This window comes from Pantoea sp. X-Soil-ISGK-285, from assembly GCF_059730815.1.
Window position 1 is genome coordinate 708,111 of sequence record NZ_AP035938.1, and the last position, 17,165, is coordinate 725,275.

At 58.2% G+C, this 17,165-nt stretch carries 11 protein-coding genes and 1 riboswitch; of the genes, 3 read left to right on the top strand and 8 right to left on the bottom strand.

Going from position 1 to position 17,165, the window contains the following annotated elements:
* Window positions 1-39 precede the first annotated feature (39 nt).
* Entirely contained in the window at window positions 40-2,415 is a 2,376-nt protein-coding gene (gene lptD, locus AC6I8B_RS03230) for an LPS assembly protein LptD (protein WP_157353434.1), read from the bottom strand.
* A 182-nt stretch (window positions 2,416-2,597) separates the two neighbouring features.
* Between lptD and djlA the strand changes: the two genes are divergently transcribed.
* A complete protein-coding gene (djlA, locus tag AC6I8B_RS03235) occupies window positions 2,598-3,407 on the top strand; it encodes a co-chaperone DjlA (protein WP_157353433.1) in 810 nt (269 codons plus the stop codon).
* Window positions 3,408-3,470: 63 nt separating this feature from the next.
* Here the strand turns inward: djlA and rluA are convergent, their stop codons facing one another.
* The 3 genes from rluA to polB all read right to left on the bottom strand — a co-directional run bounded on the left by rluA (window position 3,471) and on the right by polB (window position 9,583).
* Window positions 3,471-4,124, bottom strand: a complete 654-nt coding sequence (rluA, locus tag AC6I8B_RS03240; RefSeq protein ID WP_010253813.1) for a bifunctional tRNA pseudouridine(32) synthase/23S rRNA pseudouridine(746) synthase RluA — start codon at window positions 4,122-4,124, stop codon at window positions 3,471-3,473.
* 39 nt (window positions 4,125-4,163) lie between these two features.
* On the bottom strand, window positions 4,164-7,070 hold the full coding sequence (gene rapA, locus AC6I8B_RS03245; RefSeq protein WP_010253817.1) for an RNA polymerase-associated protein RapA: 2,907 nt from the start codon (window positions 7,068-7,070) through the stop codon (window positions 4,164-4,166).
* Between the two features lie 152 nt (window positions 7,071-7,222).
* The gene (polB, locus tag AC6I8B_RS03250; protein WP_497817736.1) at window positions 7,223-9,583 is read right to left on the bottom strand and encodes a DNA polymerase II; all 2,361 of its coding nucleotides are present in this window, start codon (window positions 9,581-9,583) and stop codon (window positions 7,223-7,225) included.
* Between the two features lie 168 nt (window positions 9,584-9,751).
* Between polB and AC6I8B_RS03255 the strand changes: the two genes are divergently transcribed.
* Window positions 9,752-10,516: a DedA family protein gene (locus AC6I8B_RS03255; protein WP_010253821.1), complete on the top strand. Its 765-nt coding sequence runs from the start codon at window positions 9,752-9,754 to the stop codon at window positions 10,514-10,516.
* Between the two features lie 5 nt (window positions 10,517-10,521).
* Here AC6I8B_RS03255 and thiQ read toward each other — a convergent pair whose 3' ends face one another.
* The 4 genes from thiQ to sgrR all read right to left on the bottom strand — a co-directional run bounded on the left by thiQ (window position 10,522) and on the right by sgrR (window position 15,625).
* Window positions 10,522-11,223, bottom strand: a complete 702-nt coding sequence (gene thiQ, locus AC6I8B_RS03260) for a thiamine ABC transporter ATP-binding protein ThiQ (protein WP_022625397.1) — start codon at window positions 11,221-11,223, stop codon at window positions 10,522-10,524.
* Complete coding sequence (gene thiP, locus AC6I8B_RS03265; RefSeq protein WP_163763219.1) at window positions 11,207-12,817, bottom strand: thiamine/thiamine pyrophosphate ABC transporter permease ThiP; 1,611 nt, start codon at window positions 12,815-12,817, stop codon at window positions 11,207-11,209. The genes thiQ and thiP overlap by 17 nt, the downstream gene beginning before the upstream one ends.
* Entirely contained in the window at window positions 12,793-13,779 is a 987-nt protein-coding gene (gene thiB, locus AC6I8B_RS03270; protein WP_010253828.1) for a thiamine ABC transporter substrate binding subunit, read from the bottom strand. The genes thiP and thiB overlap by 25 nt, the downstream gene beginning before the upstream one ends.
* A 46-nt stretch (window positions 13,780-13,825) precedes the next feature.
* Window positions 13,826-13,928: riboswitch (TPP riboswitch) on the bottom strand.
* Between the two features lie 35 nt (window positions 13,929-13,963).
* A complete protein-coding gene (gene sgrR / locus AC6I8B_RS03275) occupies window positions 13,964-15,625 on the bottom strand; it encodes an HTH-type transcriptional regulator SgrR (protein ID WP_010671817.1) in 1,662 nt (553 codons plus the stop codon).
* A gap of 253 nt (window positions 15,626-15,878) precedes the next feature.
* On the opposite strand from sgrR, the gene AC6I8B_RS03280 reads away from it, so the two are divergent.
* The gene (locus AC6I8B_RS03280; RefSeq protein ID WP_497817587.1) at window positions 15,879-17,057 is read left to right on the top strand and encodes an MFS transporter; all 1,179 of its coding nucleotides are present in this window, start codon (window positions 15,879-15,881) and stop codon (window positions 17,055-17,057) included.
* Window positions 17,058-17,165 lie beyond the last annotated feature (108 nt).

Genomic DNA, 17,165 nt, shown 5'->3' on the forward strand with positions numbered 1-17,165 from the left:
GGTTCCGCACTGCGGGATTGCCTGTCAAACATCACAACATCAGAAAGCAGGCTGGTAAGGGATAATGCCCTGACGCAGCATATCGTTGGTGCCTAAGCCATAGTTCGGACTCAGACCACGCAGCTCAATGTTGAATGAGATTTGGTTGTCATACTTACTGTCGTTGTTTTCCCAACCGTTAATTTTGCGTTCATAACCGACCCGGATAGCGTAACAGCATGAGCTGTATTGCAGGCCAACCAGTTGTGAAGCCGGACGCGTGTTGCGGGTATCGTAGTAGTAAGCGCCTACCACAGACCATGCGTCGGCAATCGGCCAGCTGGCCGTAGTACCTACCTGTGAAATCCCATTTTTGTAGATAGGATTCGTGACCAGGCTGCTATCGTTCAGCGCGGTCGCAACATACTCCGGGCTGCTGTAACGGTAGCTCAGCTGCACCATGCGGTCGGCATCACGACGGTATTCCAGTACGGTATTGCCCTGTGAAACGTTGTCGAGTTTGGTGTCATATTGCAGCCCACCACGGACGCCCCAGCGATCGCTGATTTTCCAGTATGTATCGCCAGCCCAGATCAGGCTGCCGGTATCATCTTCTTTACTGGTTTGATTCACACCAGTACGAGAAGGGGTAAACGAGTAGATTTGACCTACAGAAACGTTAAAACGTTCAACCAGATCGTTATCATAAATACGCGAGGTGACGCCGGTAGCCACTTCATTGGCGGAAGCGATGCGATCCAGGCCGCTATAAGTACGATCGCGGAACAGACCGGTGTAGTCGGTTTGCAGCAACGTTGAGTCGTACGGATAGATATTGCTCTGATTACGATACGGGATATAAAGGTACTGCACGCGCGGTTCCAGCGTCTGGGTGTAACCCACCGCCGAGTTCATATCGCGGTCAAACACCAGACGACCATCAACTTTAAATTGCGGCAGGGTGCGGTTGACTGACTCATCCAGTTCGCCGCTCTTATCACCCCTGAGACCATTGGCTGCGTTGTTATAGAAATCAACGTCAGTCTGCTGATAGTGGGTCGCCAGGAACTTCGCTTCGGTATCCAGGCTGGCCCAGCCGTTTGACAGCGGCAGGTTCAGCGTTGGCTCAATGTGTAAACGGGTCGCTTCCGGATAGCGGCTGCTGACGTTGGTGAACTTCACCGCCTGGGCATAAACCCGGCCATCAAACGGGCCGATATCGTTCTGATAGAGATTGACGTCCAGCTGCGGCATGGCGCGGTAGACGTTATTGCTGGTGGTATCGCCGAACACCTGGAAATCTTTGGTGGAGAGCGTAGCGTCCCAGTTGGTGTCCGCATAGCCGATGCTGAATTTCTGCGTGGCGTAGTTGTCGGTCGAGCTGTAGTACTTCGAGTCGAGATCGTTGAAGTAGTACTTATCGCTGACCTTGGTGTAGTCCGCGCTGAAACGCCAGTTCTGGTCATAGACACCGGCATGACGCCAGTAGAACAGCCAGCGATCGGAGCTGTCATTTTCGGCGATGCCACGCACCGCTTTGTCGTTATCGTACTGTTTGTCCGAGCCGAGGTAGTCGAATTCAACCAGACCTGCACCCAGCGTGGTCAGATAACGGAATTCGTTTTCAAACTGCATGCCGCGCTTACTCATGTAGTGCGGCGTGATGGTCGCATCGGCCTGCGGCGCGATGTTCCAGTAATAGGGCAGTGTGAACTCAAAGCCGTTGTTGCTGCCATATTTTGCATTCGGGATCAGGAAACCGGAGCGGCGACGATCGCCAATCGGTAACTGCAGATAGGGGCTGTAGAACACCGGAACAGATCCGATCTTAAAGCGGGCGTTCCAGATCTCCGCCACTTCCTCTTCGCGATCCTGGATGACCTCTGAACCCACCACGCTCCAGCTGTTGGAGCCGGGCAGACAGGAGGTAAAGGTACCGTTTTCCAGAATGGTGTAGCGGTTATCGCCGCGCAGCTTCATCTGATCTGCGACGCCGCGTCCCTGACGATCTACCATCTGGTACTGACCATTCCAGACGTTGGTATCTTTGCTGTTGAGGTTTGACCAGGCTTTCGGACCTTTCAGGATGACCTGATTGTCATCGTAGTGCACATTACCCAGCGCATCGACGGTACGTACGGGCGCGGTCTGGCCTTCCTGCTGACGCTGATGAAGCTGGACTTCATCCGCCTGCATACGGCTGTTGCCCTGCTCAATATTCACATTACCGGTGAATACCGCATCATTGGGATAGTTCCCTTTGGCGGCGTCGGAGTGAATGGTGACGGGCATCTGATTCGTATCGCCATTCACCAGCGGGCGGTTATAACTCGGCACGCCTAACATACACTGCGACATCAAATCGTCGGCAAAGGCTTGCTGGCTAATGGCTGCGCCGATCAGTGTGGCCAGCAGAGTAGGTATATGTTTTTTCATACGCGGTATCGAGAATTCCATGAAAACTGGCATCATGCCGACAATCGGGTCAGAGACTAACTTACTGCCCGGCGTTGCGCCAGTGTTAATCCTGGTCAGTCAGCGTTGCCGTTAGGCGCTGAGATAAATGACAGGTATGATAATGCAATTTTCAGCCGCAAGCATGGCGAATTGAGGAGTTTATGCGCTACTGGGGAAAAGTTGTGGGTCTGGCGGTGGGATTACTTTCCGGCGCAGGCTTTTGGGGTATTGTGATCGGTTTGATCATTGGCCATATGATTGACAAAGTACGCGGCGCGCAAGGCAAGGCTTACTTCTCAAATAATCAGACCCGACAGACGCTGTTTTTCAGCACCACCTTTCAGGTGATGGGCCATCTGACCAAGTCAAAAGGGCGCGTCACGGAAGCGGATATTCAGATTGCTTCGCTGTTAATGGAGCGGATGCAGCTGCACGGTGACTCTCGCACGGCTGCCCAGCGCGCGTTCCGCGAAGGCAAGCAGGCGGATTATCCGTTACGCAGCAAACTGCGTGAACTGCGCAGCGCCTGTTTTGGCCGGTTTGATCTGATTCGGATGTTCCTGGAGATCCAGATTCAGGCCGCCTTTGCCGACGGTTCACTGCATCCTAATGAGCGACAGGTGCTCTATGTGATTGCCGAAGAGCTGGGCATTTCACGCGGTCAGTTCGATCAGTTCCTGCGCATGATGGAAGGTGGCCAGCAGTTTGGCGGTGGTCAGCGCCGTTCAGGCGGTTTTCAGCAGGCGCAACGCGGGCCAACGCTGGAAGATGCCTGTAGCGTGCTGGGTGTGAAGAGTAGCGATGACGCCACCACTATCAAACGCGCCTACCGCAAACTCATGAGCGAACATCATCCTGACAAGCTGGTAGCGAAAGGGTTGCCGCCAGAGATGATGGAGATGGCGAAGCAGAAAGCCCAGGAAATCCAGGCGGCGTACGATCTGATTCGCAAAGAGAAAGGCTTTAAGTAAACACCATGTTCCGTGGCCGCTTCTGCAACAGAGGAGGCCACGGCGACAGGCGAGCAGTAAACCTTAAAAATCGGCGGGCTGACGAAACGTCATGGCATTACCAAATGCCGGATGGGTAATGGTCAGTGACTCCGCATGCAGCAGTAAACGGGGCGCCATCGCTTTGGCCTCCGGATGCGCATAGAAGTTATCCCCCAGAATCGGATGGCCCAGCGCCAGCATATGCACCCGCAGCTGGTGTGAGCGGCCGGTAATCGGTTTCAGCGAAACACGCGCACTGTTATCCGCACGATATTCCAGCACCTGATATTCCGTCTGCGCGGCTTTGCCGGTCTCGAAGCAGACCATCTGCTTCGGACGATTTGGCCAGTCGCAAATCAGCGGCAGGTCAACCAATCCCTCTTCCTTCGCCGGATGACCCCAGATGCAGGCCACGTAAGTCTTGGAAGGCTCCCGCTCACGGAATTGTCGTTTCAGCTCGCGCTCAGCAGCCTTAGTCAGCGCCACGACCATCACGCCGCTGGTCGCCATATCCAGTCGGTGGACAGATTCAGCCTGCGGGAAATCACGCTGAACCCGCGTCATCACGCTATCTTTATGTTCGTCCAGCCGACCGGGTACCGAGAGCAGACCGCTGGGTTTGTTCACCACCATGATGTGCGCATCCTGATAAAGGATGTGCAGCCAGGGTTCACGCGGTGGATTGTAAGGTTCCATGGGGCTTTCCAAAAATAAGGGGCCATGCGGCCCCTGAGCTTACTGGTGTGTCACCACAATCAGGCGCAGCGCGTCGAGACGCCAGTTGGCCTGATCGAGACTTTCCAGCACCTGTTCACGGTTGCTTTCCAGCGCCTCGACTTCATCGTCACGGATGTTCGGGTTCACCGCTTTCAGCGCGTTGAGACGGGAGAGTTCTGCGCCCAGCTTCTCGTTCGCTTCGGCACGCGCTGCATCAATCACCGCACGCGCTTCGCTGACCACGCTCTCTTCGCCCTGGGTCAGAATCGCATGCACATCCTGCTGCACCGCATTCACCAGTTTACTGGCGGTATGACGGTTAACCGCATTCAGCTGACGGTTAAAGCTTTCGAACTCCACTTTGTCCGCCAGGTTAGTGCCTTTGGTATCCATCAGCAGACGGATTGGCGTTGGCGGCAGGAAGCGGGTCAGTTGCAGATGCTTCGGTGCCTGTGCTTCAACCACATAGATCAGCTCGACCAGCAGCGTCCCCACCGGCAGCGCCTTGTTCTTCAGCAGTGACAGTGCGCTGCTGCCGGTATCGCCCGACAGAATCAGATCCAGACCGTTGCGGATCAGCGGATGTTCCCAGGTAATGAACTGGGTATCTTCGCGTGACAGCGCCTGATCGCGGTTGAAGGTAATGGTGCAGCCATCTTCCGGCAGGCCAGGGAAATCGGGCACCAGCATGTGGTCGGAAGGGGTCAGCACGATCAGGTTATCGCTGCGATCTTCCTGATTGATACCAACGATATCAAACAGGTTAAGCGCGAAGTTCACCAGGCCGGTGTCGTTATCCTGCTCGCTGATGGCATTGGCCAGTAGCTGAGCCGATTCGCCGCCGTTGGAGTTCAGCTCCAGCAGGCGATCGCGACCCTGTTCCAGCTGCAGTTTCAGCGCGTCATGCTGTTTACGGCAGTCGGTGATAAACGCATCAAAACCTTCGCTGTTTTCCGGCGCGGCCAGATAGCCGATCAACTGCGAATGGACGCTGTCATAGATTGTCCGGCCGGTCGGGCAGGTATGTTCAAACGCGTCCAGCCCTTCGTGATACCAGCGCAGCAGCACCGCCTGTGCGGTCTGCTCCAGCCACGGCACCAGAATCTGAATGTCGTGCGCCTGACCGATACGATCCAGACGACCGATACGCTGCTCCAGCAGGTCCGGGTTAAACGGCAGGTCGAACATCACCAGACGGCTGGCAAACTGGAAGTTACGGCCTTCAGAACCGATCTCGGAGCACAACAGCACCTGCGCGCCATTCTCTTCTGAGGCGAACCAGGCGGCAGCACGGTCACGTTCAATGATCGACAGCCCTTCGTGGAACACCGCTGCGCGGATACCTTCGCGTTCACGCAGTACCTGCTCCAGCTGCAGCGCGGTGGCCGCTTTGGCGCAGATCACCAGCACTTTCTCTTTGCGGTTGGTGGTGAGATAGCCCATCAGCCATTCCACGCGCGGATCGAAGTTCCACCAGGTGCCGCTGTCGCCTTCAAATTCCTGATAAATCTGTTCCGGATAGAGCAGGTCACGCGCCCGCTCTTCTGCACTTTTGCGCGCGCCCATAATGCCGGAGACTTTAATCGCCGTCTGATACTGGGCAGGCAGCGGCAGGCGGATCTGGTGCAGTTCGCGTTTCGGGAAGCCTTTAACCCCGTTACGGGTGTTACGGAACAGCACGCGGCTGGTGCCGTGGCGGTCCATCAGCATGGAGATCAGCTCCTGACGCGCCTCCAGCTTGCCGTCACGGTCGCTGTTGGCGACCTGCAGCAGTGGCTCAATATCCTGCTCGCCGACCAGATCGTTGATCCGGTTCATCTCCTCCTGGGAGATCGCTTTATCGGCCAGCAGCGCGGTGACGGCATCGGCAATCGGACGGAAATGCTGCTGCTCTTCAACAAAGGCGGCAAAGTCATGGAAACGATTAGGGTCGAGCAGACGCAGACGGGCGAAGTGACTCTCCATGCCCAACTGCTCCGGCGTTGCGGTCAGCAACAGAACCCCGGCGGTTTTCTCAGCCAGCTGTTCGATAACCTGATATTCACGGCTGGGCTCGCCTTCTGACCAGGCCAGATGGTGCGCTTCATCGACCACCAGCAGATCCCATTCGGCATCGGCCAGCATCTCAAGACGCTGCTTGTTACGGCGCACGAAGTCCAGTGAGCAGATAATCAGCTGCTCCGTCTCAAACGGATTATCGCTGTCGTGCTGCGCTTCGGTATAGCGATCGTCATCAAACAGCGCAAAGCGCAGGTTGAAGCGGCGCAGCATCTCGACCAGCCACTGATGCTGTAAAGTTTCAGGTACCACAATCAGGACGCGATCGGCGCGGCCAGCCAGCAGCTGCTGCTGGATGATCATCCCGGCTTCAATAGTTTTACCCAGGCCAACTTCATCGGCCAGCAGGACGCGCGGCGCATGGCGGCGGCCGACATCGTGGGCGATATGCAGCTGGTGAGGGATCAGATTGGTGCGCATGCCGCGTAAGCCGCTGATTGGCAGACGATATTGCTCACTCTGGTATTTACGGGCGCGGAAGCGCAGGGCAAAACGATCCATCCGGTCGAGCTGGCCGGCAAACAGGCGATCCTGCGGCTTACTGAACACCAGCTTGCTGTCGAGCATGACTTCGCGCAGCATCACTTCGCTCTCTTCGGTATCCAGACGGGTACCGATATAGGTCATCAGGTCATTTTCGTTGCGTACTTCATCGACGCGCATCTGCCAGCCTTCGTGGCTGGTGATGGTATCACCCGGATTAAAGATGACGCGGGTAACCGGCGAATCGTTGCGGGCGTAGAGGCGGTTTTCCCCCGTGGCCGGAAACAGCAGGGTGATCATGCGGGTATCGATCGCCACCACGGTGCCCAGTCCCAGTTCACTTTCCGTATCACTAATCCAGCGCTGACCTAATGTAAAAACCATATATTTTTTGCTCGAATTTTAACGTTTTTAGAGGTGTTCCCAAAGCTCAGGCAATAGCGTTACCGCCAGACAACAAGGCCTGGAGCGTACTTAAGAGCGGTGAGTTTCAGGAAGGGCGCTATGGTACTGGATGGCAGGACGTTCGTCACCTGTCAAAAAAGCCCCAGCTGTCCGGTAATAAGTGTAGCAAAGTCCCCCTCGACAAAAGGCAGAATCCCCTCTGCAACCGGCTGAAGTTGCTTCGTCACGTAGTGGTCATAGTCCAGCGGCGTGCTGCGCGCCTCCAGTGGCTCGGGGCCTGCGGTGGCGATGACATAACGGATCCGGCCACCATTCTGGTACTGCAAGGGCCGGTTTAATTTACGATTGTGCTCATCGGCCAGCCTGGCAGCGCGCACGTGCGGGGGCACGTTTCGTTCATATTCTTTCAGCGGACGCCGCAGCCGCTTTTTGTAGATCAGCTGATCGTCGAGTTCACCCGCCAGCAGCTGCGCCACGGTGGTACGGATATAATCCTGCCACGGCTGACGGTGGAAGATACGGTGGTAGAGCTGCTGCTGGAACGCTTTTGCCAGCGGCGTCCAGTCAGTTCGCACCGACTCCAGCCCCTTAAAGACCATGCGCTCACCGGCGGCGTCACGAATCAGTCCGGCGTAGCGTTTCTTGCTGCCCTGTTCCGCGCCGCGAATGGTGGGCATCAGAAAACGGCAGAAGTGATTTTCATACTCCAGTTCCAGTGTGCTGGTCAGCCCCTGTGTCTGCTGCAGATGGTCGCGCCACCAGGCGTTCACTTTCTGCACCAGCTGCTGACCAATCGCGGCGGCATCTTCTTCACTGTGCGCCGACTTCAGCCAGACAAAGGTGGAGTCGGTGTCGCCATAGATGACGTCGTAGCCTTCCGCCTCAATCAGCGTGCGGGTCTGCTGCATGATGGCGTGACCGCGCAGCGTAATAGAGGAGGCGAGCCGCGGATCAAAGAAGCGGCAGGCGCTGGTGCCCAGCACGCCGTAAAAGGCGTTCATGATGATTTTCAGCGCCTGGGACAGCGGCTGATTATTCTGCTTTTTCGCCGCTTCGCGACCCAGCCAGATCTGTTCAACTATCGCAGGCAGGCAGTGGGTATGCCGCGAAAAACGCGCTTCACGGAAACCCTCAATCGAATCGGCATCATCAGGATGGGCCAGCCCTTCCACCAGACCCACCGGGTCAATCAGGAAGGTGCGGATAATCGACGGGTAGAGGCTTTTGTAATCCAGCACCAGCACTGAGTCATACAGGCCGGGGCGCGAATCCATCACATAACCGCCAGGACTGGCTTCCGGGGCCACATCACCCATGTTCGGGGCGACAAACCCGGCGCGATGCATCCGCGGAATATAGAGATGACCAAAGGCCGCTACCGAACCGCCGTGGCGATCCACCGCCAGTCCATTGACCGCCGCGCGTTCCAGCAGAAACGGCATAATCGCCGTTTTGTGAAAAATGCGCGTCACCAGTTCGCAGTCTTTCAGGTTGTAGCGCGCCAGCGCCGGTTTATCGTTGGCAAAACGCCAGTTGATCTCCTCCATACGCTGCCAGGGATTATCAATCACTTTCCCTTCTCCCAGCAGTTGCTGCGACACGGACTCGAGGCTGAATGAGGGAAAATCCCAGAACGCTGATTTCAGCGCGTCAATGCCATCGATAATCAACCGGCCACTGGCCTGAGCGAAAAATACGCCGGGTTTGAAGCCATGTTCACGCCACTCCAGCGCGGCCTGCTGGCGTCCCAGGCGCAGCGGAATGCCGTAACGATCGGCATGCTTTTGCAATACCCGCAGGTCAAACTGCACGACGTTCCAGCCAATTAAGACATCCGGATCATGCTCTGCAAACCACTGGTTCAGGGCTTCAAGTAACTGCGGCCGGCTGTCGAGATAGATCAGCTCGAAATCCAGCGTGCTGGCATCACCGTTGGCCGGGCCGAGCATAAAGACCTGGCGCTGACCGCATCCCTCCAGCCCGATGCAGTAAAGCTCGCCATGCTGTGTGGTTTCAATGTCCAGCGAGACCCATTTCAGCGGCGGGCGATAGTCGGGATGGGGTTTGAGCCGCGCATTGACCACGCTGTCACCGCGCTGCTCGCCGTCAAACCAGACCGGCGCGGTAATAAAACGCTCCATCAGGTAGCGCTCCGGCGGACGGATATCGGCTTCATAGACCGGAATACCCTCTTCGCGCAGCCGTTTTTCAATGCGCTGTAGCTGGCGGTTCTGCTGGCAGTAGAGGCCGAAAACCGGGCGACGCCGAAAATCTTTCAGCGCCAGCGACTGAATCCGAAACTGACGTTCATCTTTCAGTAATTCGCTGACCTGCGCCTGAAATTCCTCAGGAATAAACGCGACGGACTCCTGCACCGGCAGCACCACGCGCTGCGCGCCCGCATCGGTCGCGAGCCAGAGGATAATTTCGGTGCCATGCGGGCTGTCGCGCCAGTGGCGGGTGAGCAGAAAACCTGCACGGGGCATATTCAGATGTTCTCCGGACTCAGCATTTCAGGATGAGAAAACCGCTTCAGTATAACATGGATATTTATACAGTTCCCGCCACCCGGTTTTGTCAACATTGTCCTACAATTCTTGCCTTGACGCTGTGTGGCTGGCTCAGGACAATCCAGCCTTCTGCTTTTACTTAGGATGATTATGGAAGCCTGGATTCAACAACTGATTACGCAGTCCCTGGAGTGGGCGCTGTTTGCCGTTGCGCTGGTGACGTTTCTGGAGTCGCTGGCGCTGGTCGGGCTGTTGCTGCCAGGTACGGTGATGATGGCCAGTCTGGGCGCGCTGGTCGGCAGTGGCGAACTTGGCCTTTATCCGGCCTGGGCGGCGGGCTTTGCGGGCTGCCTGATTGGTGACTGGGTTTCCTACGGCATCGGCTGGAAATTTCAGGGGCCGCTGCATCGCTGGAAGTATCTGCAAAAGTATAAAGGCCTGCTGGATAAAACCGAGCACGCCCTGCATCAGCACAGCATGTTTACGATTCTGGTCGGACGCTTTGTTGGCCCCACGCGTCCGCTGATCCCGCTGGCGGCCGGTATGCTGGAGCTGCCGGTGCGTAAATTCCTGCCGCCGAACATTATCGGCTGCATTCTCTGGCCGCCGCTCTATCTGCTGCCCGGTATTCTGGCGGGTGTGGCGATCGATGTGCCCAAAGCCGCGCAGGGCGGCAGCTTTAAATGGCTGTTACTCGGCGCAGCACTGCTGATCTGGCTGGGTGTCTGGTTATGCTGGCGCTGGTGGCGCAGCGGCAAGAGTCGCGACTGGGCATCGGCCTGGCTGCCGCCTGAGCGCCTGCGCTGGGCAGGGCCGCTGGGGCTGGTGATTGCCGTCGCGGCTTTCGTCGGCATTCAGTTCCATCCGATGATGCCCATTTTCCGTCATCTGCTGTGGCAGGTTTTCTTCGCCTGAATCGCTTAACGACGCGGGATGCCGAGCACTTCGGCCTCCCGCGTGTCGCCCGACAGTAACTGTCGGGTCTCGCCATCCCAGTAAACCCGGCCATCCACAATCACCACGCTGCGCGGCGCAATCTGCTGGGCATCTTCCAGACTGTGCGACACCATCAGCAGCGTGATGCTGCGCGCTTCACACACCGAACGCACCAGTTGCAGCATCTCTCCGCGAAGCGCGGGATCGAGCGCAGAAAAAGGCTCATCCAGCAGCAGCACCGGACGGTCACGCAGCAGACAGCGTGCCAGCGCCACGCGCTGTCGCTGTCCACCCGACAGCTCGCCCGGCAGCCGCGTCAGCAGATCGCCTAATCCCACCTGATCGGCCAGCGCTGCAAGCTGCTGGCGCTGCCCGGCGCTCAGCTTCAGTCCGGGGTGCAATCCCAGCGCCATGTTCTGCTGCACGCTGAGGTGCGGAAACAGGTTGTTCTCCTGAAACAGCATCGAAACCGGCCGTCTGGCCGGCACGCTGTGGGTGTGCTCCTGGCCGTCAATCATCAGGGTGCCCTGTTTCACCGGCAGGAAACCGGCAATCAGGCTCAGCAGGGTGCTTTTACCGGCCCCGCTGGGGCCGAGGATCGCGATGCGCTCGCCGCGGGTGGCGTTGAGACTAAAGCGCATCGGCAGATGCTGATAAAGGTACGTGAGGTTATTCAGTGTCAGCATGGCGGCCTGGTAATTTTTCCATCAGGGTGAACAGCAGCAAACAGAGCAGTAGCAGCAGCAGCGCGGTCACTGCACCGTCAGCACCGCGATAGGCACCGATCTGTTGATAAAGGTAGAACGGCAGGGTGCGGAAATCGGCAGTACCAAACAGCGCCACCACGCCAAAATCACCGATCGACAGCACGCAGGCAAAGGCCAGCGCCTGGGCCAGCGGACGTTTCAGCGCCCGCAGTTCAATCAGCCGCAGCCGGTTCCAGCCGTGGATATCCAGCGAATCACAGAGTCTGCCGTAACGCTCCGCGACGTCACGCATCGGGTTCTCCAGCACTTTCAGCGCATAGGGAATGGCGATCAGCGCATTGGTGAAGATCACCAGCCCGTCCGCCGACGCCGGCAGACCAATGGTGGCGTTAAACAGCAGGAAAAAGCCGGTGGCGAGCACGATGCCTGGCATCGCCAGAATCAGCATGCCGCTGGTGTCGATAAGGGTTGCCGCCGCCGGGCGCTGACGCAGGCGCAGCTCGCGACTGCTCCACAGCAGCATCATGGTCAGCACCACACAGAGCAGACCGGCGCCGGTGGCGATGCGCAATGAGGTAAACGTCGCCTGCCAGAGAGCAGGCTGCGCCAGCGCGCCGCGCAGTCCGCCGTGCAGACCATCGATGATGACCGCCGCCAGCGGGGGCAGCAGCAGGATCAGCGCCAGCAGGATCAGCAGCGCATCAACCAGCTGCGCCCCGCGCGAATCCTGCGGATCGCGCCAGCCGTTCAGCTGGCTGGTTCCGGCGGGAATGGCCTTACTGAAGCGCTGGCTGAGCAGCACCAGCGTCATGCAGCAGCCAAGCTGGATCAGCGCCAGAAGTGCAGCGCGTCCCGGATCGTAGTCATAACTCAGCGCCTGGAAAATCGCCAGCTCGATGGTCGTCGCCTGCGGGCCACCGCCCAGTGAGAGCACGGTAGCAAAGCTGGCGAAACAGAGCATGAAGATCAGCGCGCCGGTCGGCAGCAGCTGACGCCGCAGCCATGGCCACTCCAGCAGACGAAAATGGTGCCAGCCGCGCAGGTCGAGCTGTGCCGCCAGCTGACGCTGTTCCGCCGGAATGCTCTCCAGCGCCTGCAGCATCAGGCGGGTCGCCAGCGGCAGGTTAAAGAAGACGTGCGCCAGCAAAATGCCCGACAGACCGTAGGGAGAGAAGTGGTAATCAATCCCTGCCAGCTGGCACAGCTGCGCCAGCCAGCCGACACGACCATAGACGGTGAGCAGACCAAATACCGCCACCAGCACCGGCAGCACCAGGGTCATGGCGCACAGACGCAGCAGCAGCTGACGGCCAGGGAAACGGCGTCGATAGAGCGCGCGCGCCAGCGGCACCGCTGGCAGCAGCGACAACAGCGCGGAGAGCAGCGCCTGACCAAAAGAGAAGGCGATAACGTGATGCAGGTAATCATCCTGCAGCACGCTGCGCCAGTCATTCTCTGGCGCGGCGCTCCAGAGTGCACCGAAGGCCAGCAGCGCCACGCTGATTAACAGCAGCGTGGCGAGCGAACCGGGGATAAGCCAGCGCGGCATCAGCGGCTGACGGCGCGTTGCCACTGGCTGATCCAGCCTGAACGCTGGCTGGCAACCTCTTCCGGCGAGAACTGCAGGGCGGTGGCGGGCACAGTGAGCGCGCTAAAACCGGCAGGCAGCGGCGTGTCGATTACCGGGTACATCCAGTTACCGGTCGGGATAGTGCGCTGGAAGTCGGGTGACACCATAAACTTCATGAATTGCTGTGCCAGCGCCGGCTGTTTGCTGCTGGCTAACTGCGCGGCAACTTCAACCTGCAGATAGTGGCCCTCTGCAAACGGCGCGGCGGCATAGTTCTCTTTTTTCTCTTCGATGATGTGGTAAGCCGGTGAGGTGGTGTAGCTCAGCACCAGATCGCCTTCGCCCTTGAGGAACAGGCCATAGGCTTCACTCCAGCCTTTGGTCACCGTCACGGTTTTCTGCGCCAGCTTTTGCCACGCCTGCGGTGCCTGATCGCCATAGACTTTCTGCATCCACAACAGCAGGCCTAAGCCGGGGGTGCTGGTTCGGGGATCTTCGTAGATCACCCGCCACTTTTCCGGGCTGTCGACCAGCTCTTTCAGGCTTTTTGGCGGATTCTTCAGCCGGGTTTTGTCATAGACAAACGCGAAGTAGCCATAATCAAACGGCACGAAGGTGGTGTTGTGCCAGCCGCCGGGCAGTTTTAATGTCGAGGAATCGACCTGACTTTCGGCAAACAGACCGGTTTTCTGCGCCGCCTGTACCAGATTGTTATCCAGCCCCAGTACCAGATCGGCTTTGCTGTTTTTTCCTTCCATTCGCACGCGGTTCAGCAGCGACACGCCATCTTCCAGCGTGACGAATTTCAGCTCGCAGTTGCACTGCGCCTCGAAGGCTTTTTTAACCGCCGGTCCAGGGCCCCAGTCAGCGGAGAAGGAGTCGTAGGTGTAGACCGTGAGAACCGGCTTAGCCGCCAGAACGGGGGCGGAGAGTAACAGCAGCACCGGCAGAACTTTGTTTAACACTTTGCGCTCCTTCAGGAGAATAGGGGATGAGTCGCAAAGGATCTGAGCACAAAGGCCTCCCAAATCCCTACGTCGGTATTAACCGAATCAGGTTCGACGGGTATCTCTCAGCTGCTTGCTGTTGGCAGGCGGCACCCCGTTGAGAACGTCACATTCTAGTCATTTCAGCGCCGGGGCGAAAGCCTCACAGCGCGGGTGGCGCGAACCAGGCGGATTTAAAATCAAACCAGCCCAGCGTATTCATCCGAACGCCGCGCATGCTGCGCTGACCTTCAAGCAACAGCCAGTGGTGAAACAGCGGATGAAGACCCGCTTCTTCGACTAACTGTTTACTCCATTCGGCCAGCGGCAGCGTTTTCTCGCGCCAGCGGGCCGCATCGCTGTGCCAGTCGATCGGCAGACAGTGATGCAGCAACGGGATCTCATAAAGCTGCGCAAACAGAGAATAATTCAGCGGCAGGGTAAAGTTCACGCTGCCAAGCCAGATATCACTTTCCGCTTCGCCCTGATACCAGCTTTCGTAGCTGATCTCGCGGGTCTCCAGCGTGACGCCATGTTCTGCCAATAGCGGACGCAGCGCGTTAGCGATGCCTTCATGCTCCACGTGCTGGCTGTACCAGGTCAGCGTCAGGTGGGTTAAGCCGGGCGGTTTTTCCACTGGCGTCAGGTCGCGCCGGTGATGCCATCGCGGCAGCAGGCCATACGCCGGAAACCAGTAGCGCTGGTAGCCGACACCGGCGTGATTGAGCAGGGCGATAGGATTAAACAGGTAGCTGACCCAGCGCCGGACCGCCTCGTTGCGTCCCTGTTCTGAACGCTGGTCGAACAGCAGATAGTAGCAGCCCTCTTCAAGGCGGCTCTCCTCCTGAACCTCATCGGCTCCGTCGCCCTGCAGACGGACACCGGCATAGACCAGCTCATCGCTGATGTCGGGCAGTACCCAGATCGAGACATCATCAATCAGGGCGCGAAAACCAAAATAGTCATCAAACGCTTCGATCTTCAGCTGACTCTCCTGATTGCGGATCACCCGGTAAGGACCGGTGCCAACCGGCTGGCGGGCAAAATCGTGCAGCGTCGGCCATTCGCGCGGCAGGATCATCGCACTGACGCTGCCCAGCAGCCAGGGCAACCCTTCATCGGGCTGGCTTAAGCGGATATCCAGCGTCCAGGGCGCGGGCGAGTCGATCTGCTCGATATGGGAAAAGAGCGGATGAGGGCGCTGACGCTCAAGCGTGGCCAGCACATCCTCCATTTCCAGTTCTCTGCCGTGATGAAAGCGAATCGCCGGACGCAGAAAAAAGCGCCAGTGAAGCGGGGAAGTCTGCTGCCAGTGGTGCGCAATATCGGGCTCGATTTCCCCGTTTTCCTCATTTATCCGCGTCAGGCCGTTGAAAATCTGTCGCGCAATGTGGGTTTCGGAGCGCCGCAGCGGCGAACCGGGCAGCAGATTGAGCAGCGGACGATAGTAGAGCACCCGCAGGATATGCTTGCCCTGACGGAAACTGCGGCCCAGATGCGCGGCGATCATCTGCCGTACCTGATTTTTATCGCCCACCAGCTGGACCAGCTGATCGATGCGATCCTGCTCCAGCAAATCCTCGGCACGCTGCTGCTGCAAAGCCAGTCCGGTATAGCAGAAGGTAAGCTGTGAACGCTTGCCGCGTCCGGCTTCCGCCTGCCAGATTAGCCAGCCCGCGGCCTGCATCCGGTTGAGCAGATTGCGCATATGGCGGCGCGAGCAGTGCAGCAGGTCAGCCAGTTCGCTAAGGGTAATCTCCTGCGTTTGCCCCTGACAGCTCTGCCACAGGCGAATGAACTGCTGCTTCAGACGTGATGAGGACATAAAAGAGGAACTCCCGATGAAAAGCGCTCTGTTTTTCTTGCCCTATTTTAAGAGCAAACTTTACGTTATGGGAAGAGCGGGAGGCATTCAGCACTGAATGGCGTTCGACCCTGACTTCGCTGTTCAGCGGAGTGCTTTTCTGAGTAGGGTGCATTTACACCGCCAGCAGATGATCTCTGCTGGCTTTTTTCATGTTGCGCGGTATCGTCTACCCTTCTTTTTCCCCTCTGTTTGTTCTGTAAGGGATTTCGGTATGAAATCGCTGTTAACGCGGCAGCGCCGCATCAATCCGGTTTACCTCGCTTTTATGGTCGCCTCGTTCATGCTGGGCATCGCGGGCGCACTGCAGGCGCCGACGCTCAGCCTGTTTCTGACGCGCGAGGTGCAGGCGCGGCCCTTCTGGGTCGGACTGTTTTTCACCATCAATGCGGTGGCCGGTATCGTGGTGAGCATGCTGGTGGCAAAGCGCTCTGACAGCGTCGGCGATCGTCGTCATATCATTCTCTTCTGCTGCCTGATGGCGCTGGTCAATGCGCTGCTGTTTGCCTTTACCCGCCACTATCTGACGTTGCTGACGCTGGGCGTGCTGCTGTCGGCGCTGGCCAGCGTCTCAATGCCTCAGCTGTTTGCGCTGGCGCGGGAATATGCCGATCAGTCGGCGCGTGAAGCGGTGATGTTCAGTTCGGTGATGCGTGCACAGCTGTCGCTGGCGTGGGTGATTGGGCCGCCGCTCTCCTTCGCGCTGGCACTGAACTACGGCTTTGTGACGCTATTTATGGTGGCCGCCGCGCTGTTTCTGATCTGTATCCTGCTGGTCTGGTTCACCGTGCCGTCGGTGCCACGTTCGCAGCCTCTGATGCAAAGCGGCGGGCTGCCGCTAAGTGGCTGGCGCGATCGGGATGTGCGTTTACTGTTCCTGGCCTCAGTCGCGATGTGGACCTGCAACACTATGTATATCATCGATATGCCGCTCTATATCAGCACCACGCTGGGCCTGCCCGAGAAGCTGGCCGGTCTGCTGATGGGGACGGCGGCAGGGCTGGAGATCCCGGTGATGCTGCTGGCCGGACATTACGCGCGGCGTATCGGCAAGCGCCGGTTAATGCTGATCGCGGTGGCGGCTGGCGTACTGTTTTATCTGGGGCTGGTGCTGTTCAATTCCCGCACGTCGCTGATGGTGTTGCAGCTGTTTAACGCGGTGTTTGTCGGGATTATTGCTGGCATAGGGATGCTGTGGTTTCAGGATCTGATGCCAGGACGGCCTGGTGCGGTGACCACCATGTTCACCAACTCGATCTCGACCGGCATGATTCTGGCTGGTGTTATTCAGGGCACGCTGAGTGAGCGACTGGGACATGAGGCGGTTTACTGGCTGGCATTCGGGCTGGCTATTGTGGCGCTGGTGATGTCGGCACGGGTGCGCGACGTATAAAGAAGAAGGGCGACCCGATGTCGTAATGCCAGCCAGTTAAGCGACAGGTGATAACGCAGTCTGGTGCCGCTCAGGGGCTGGCGGTCCTCGCGCCGCTGCGCGGTTCCT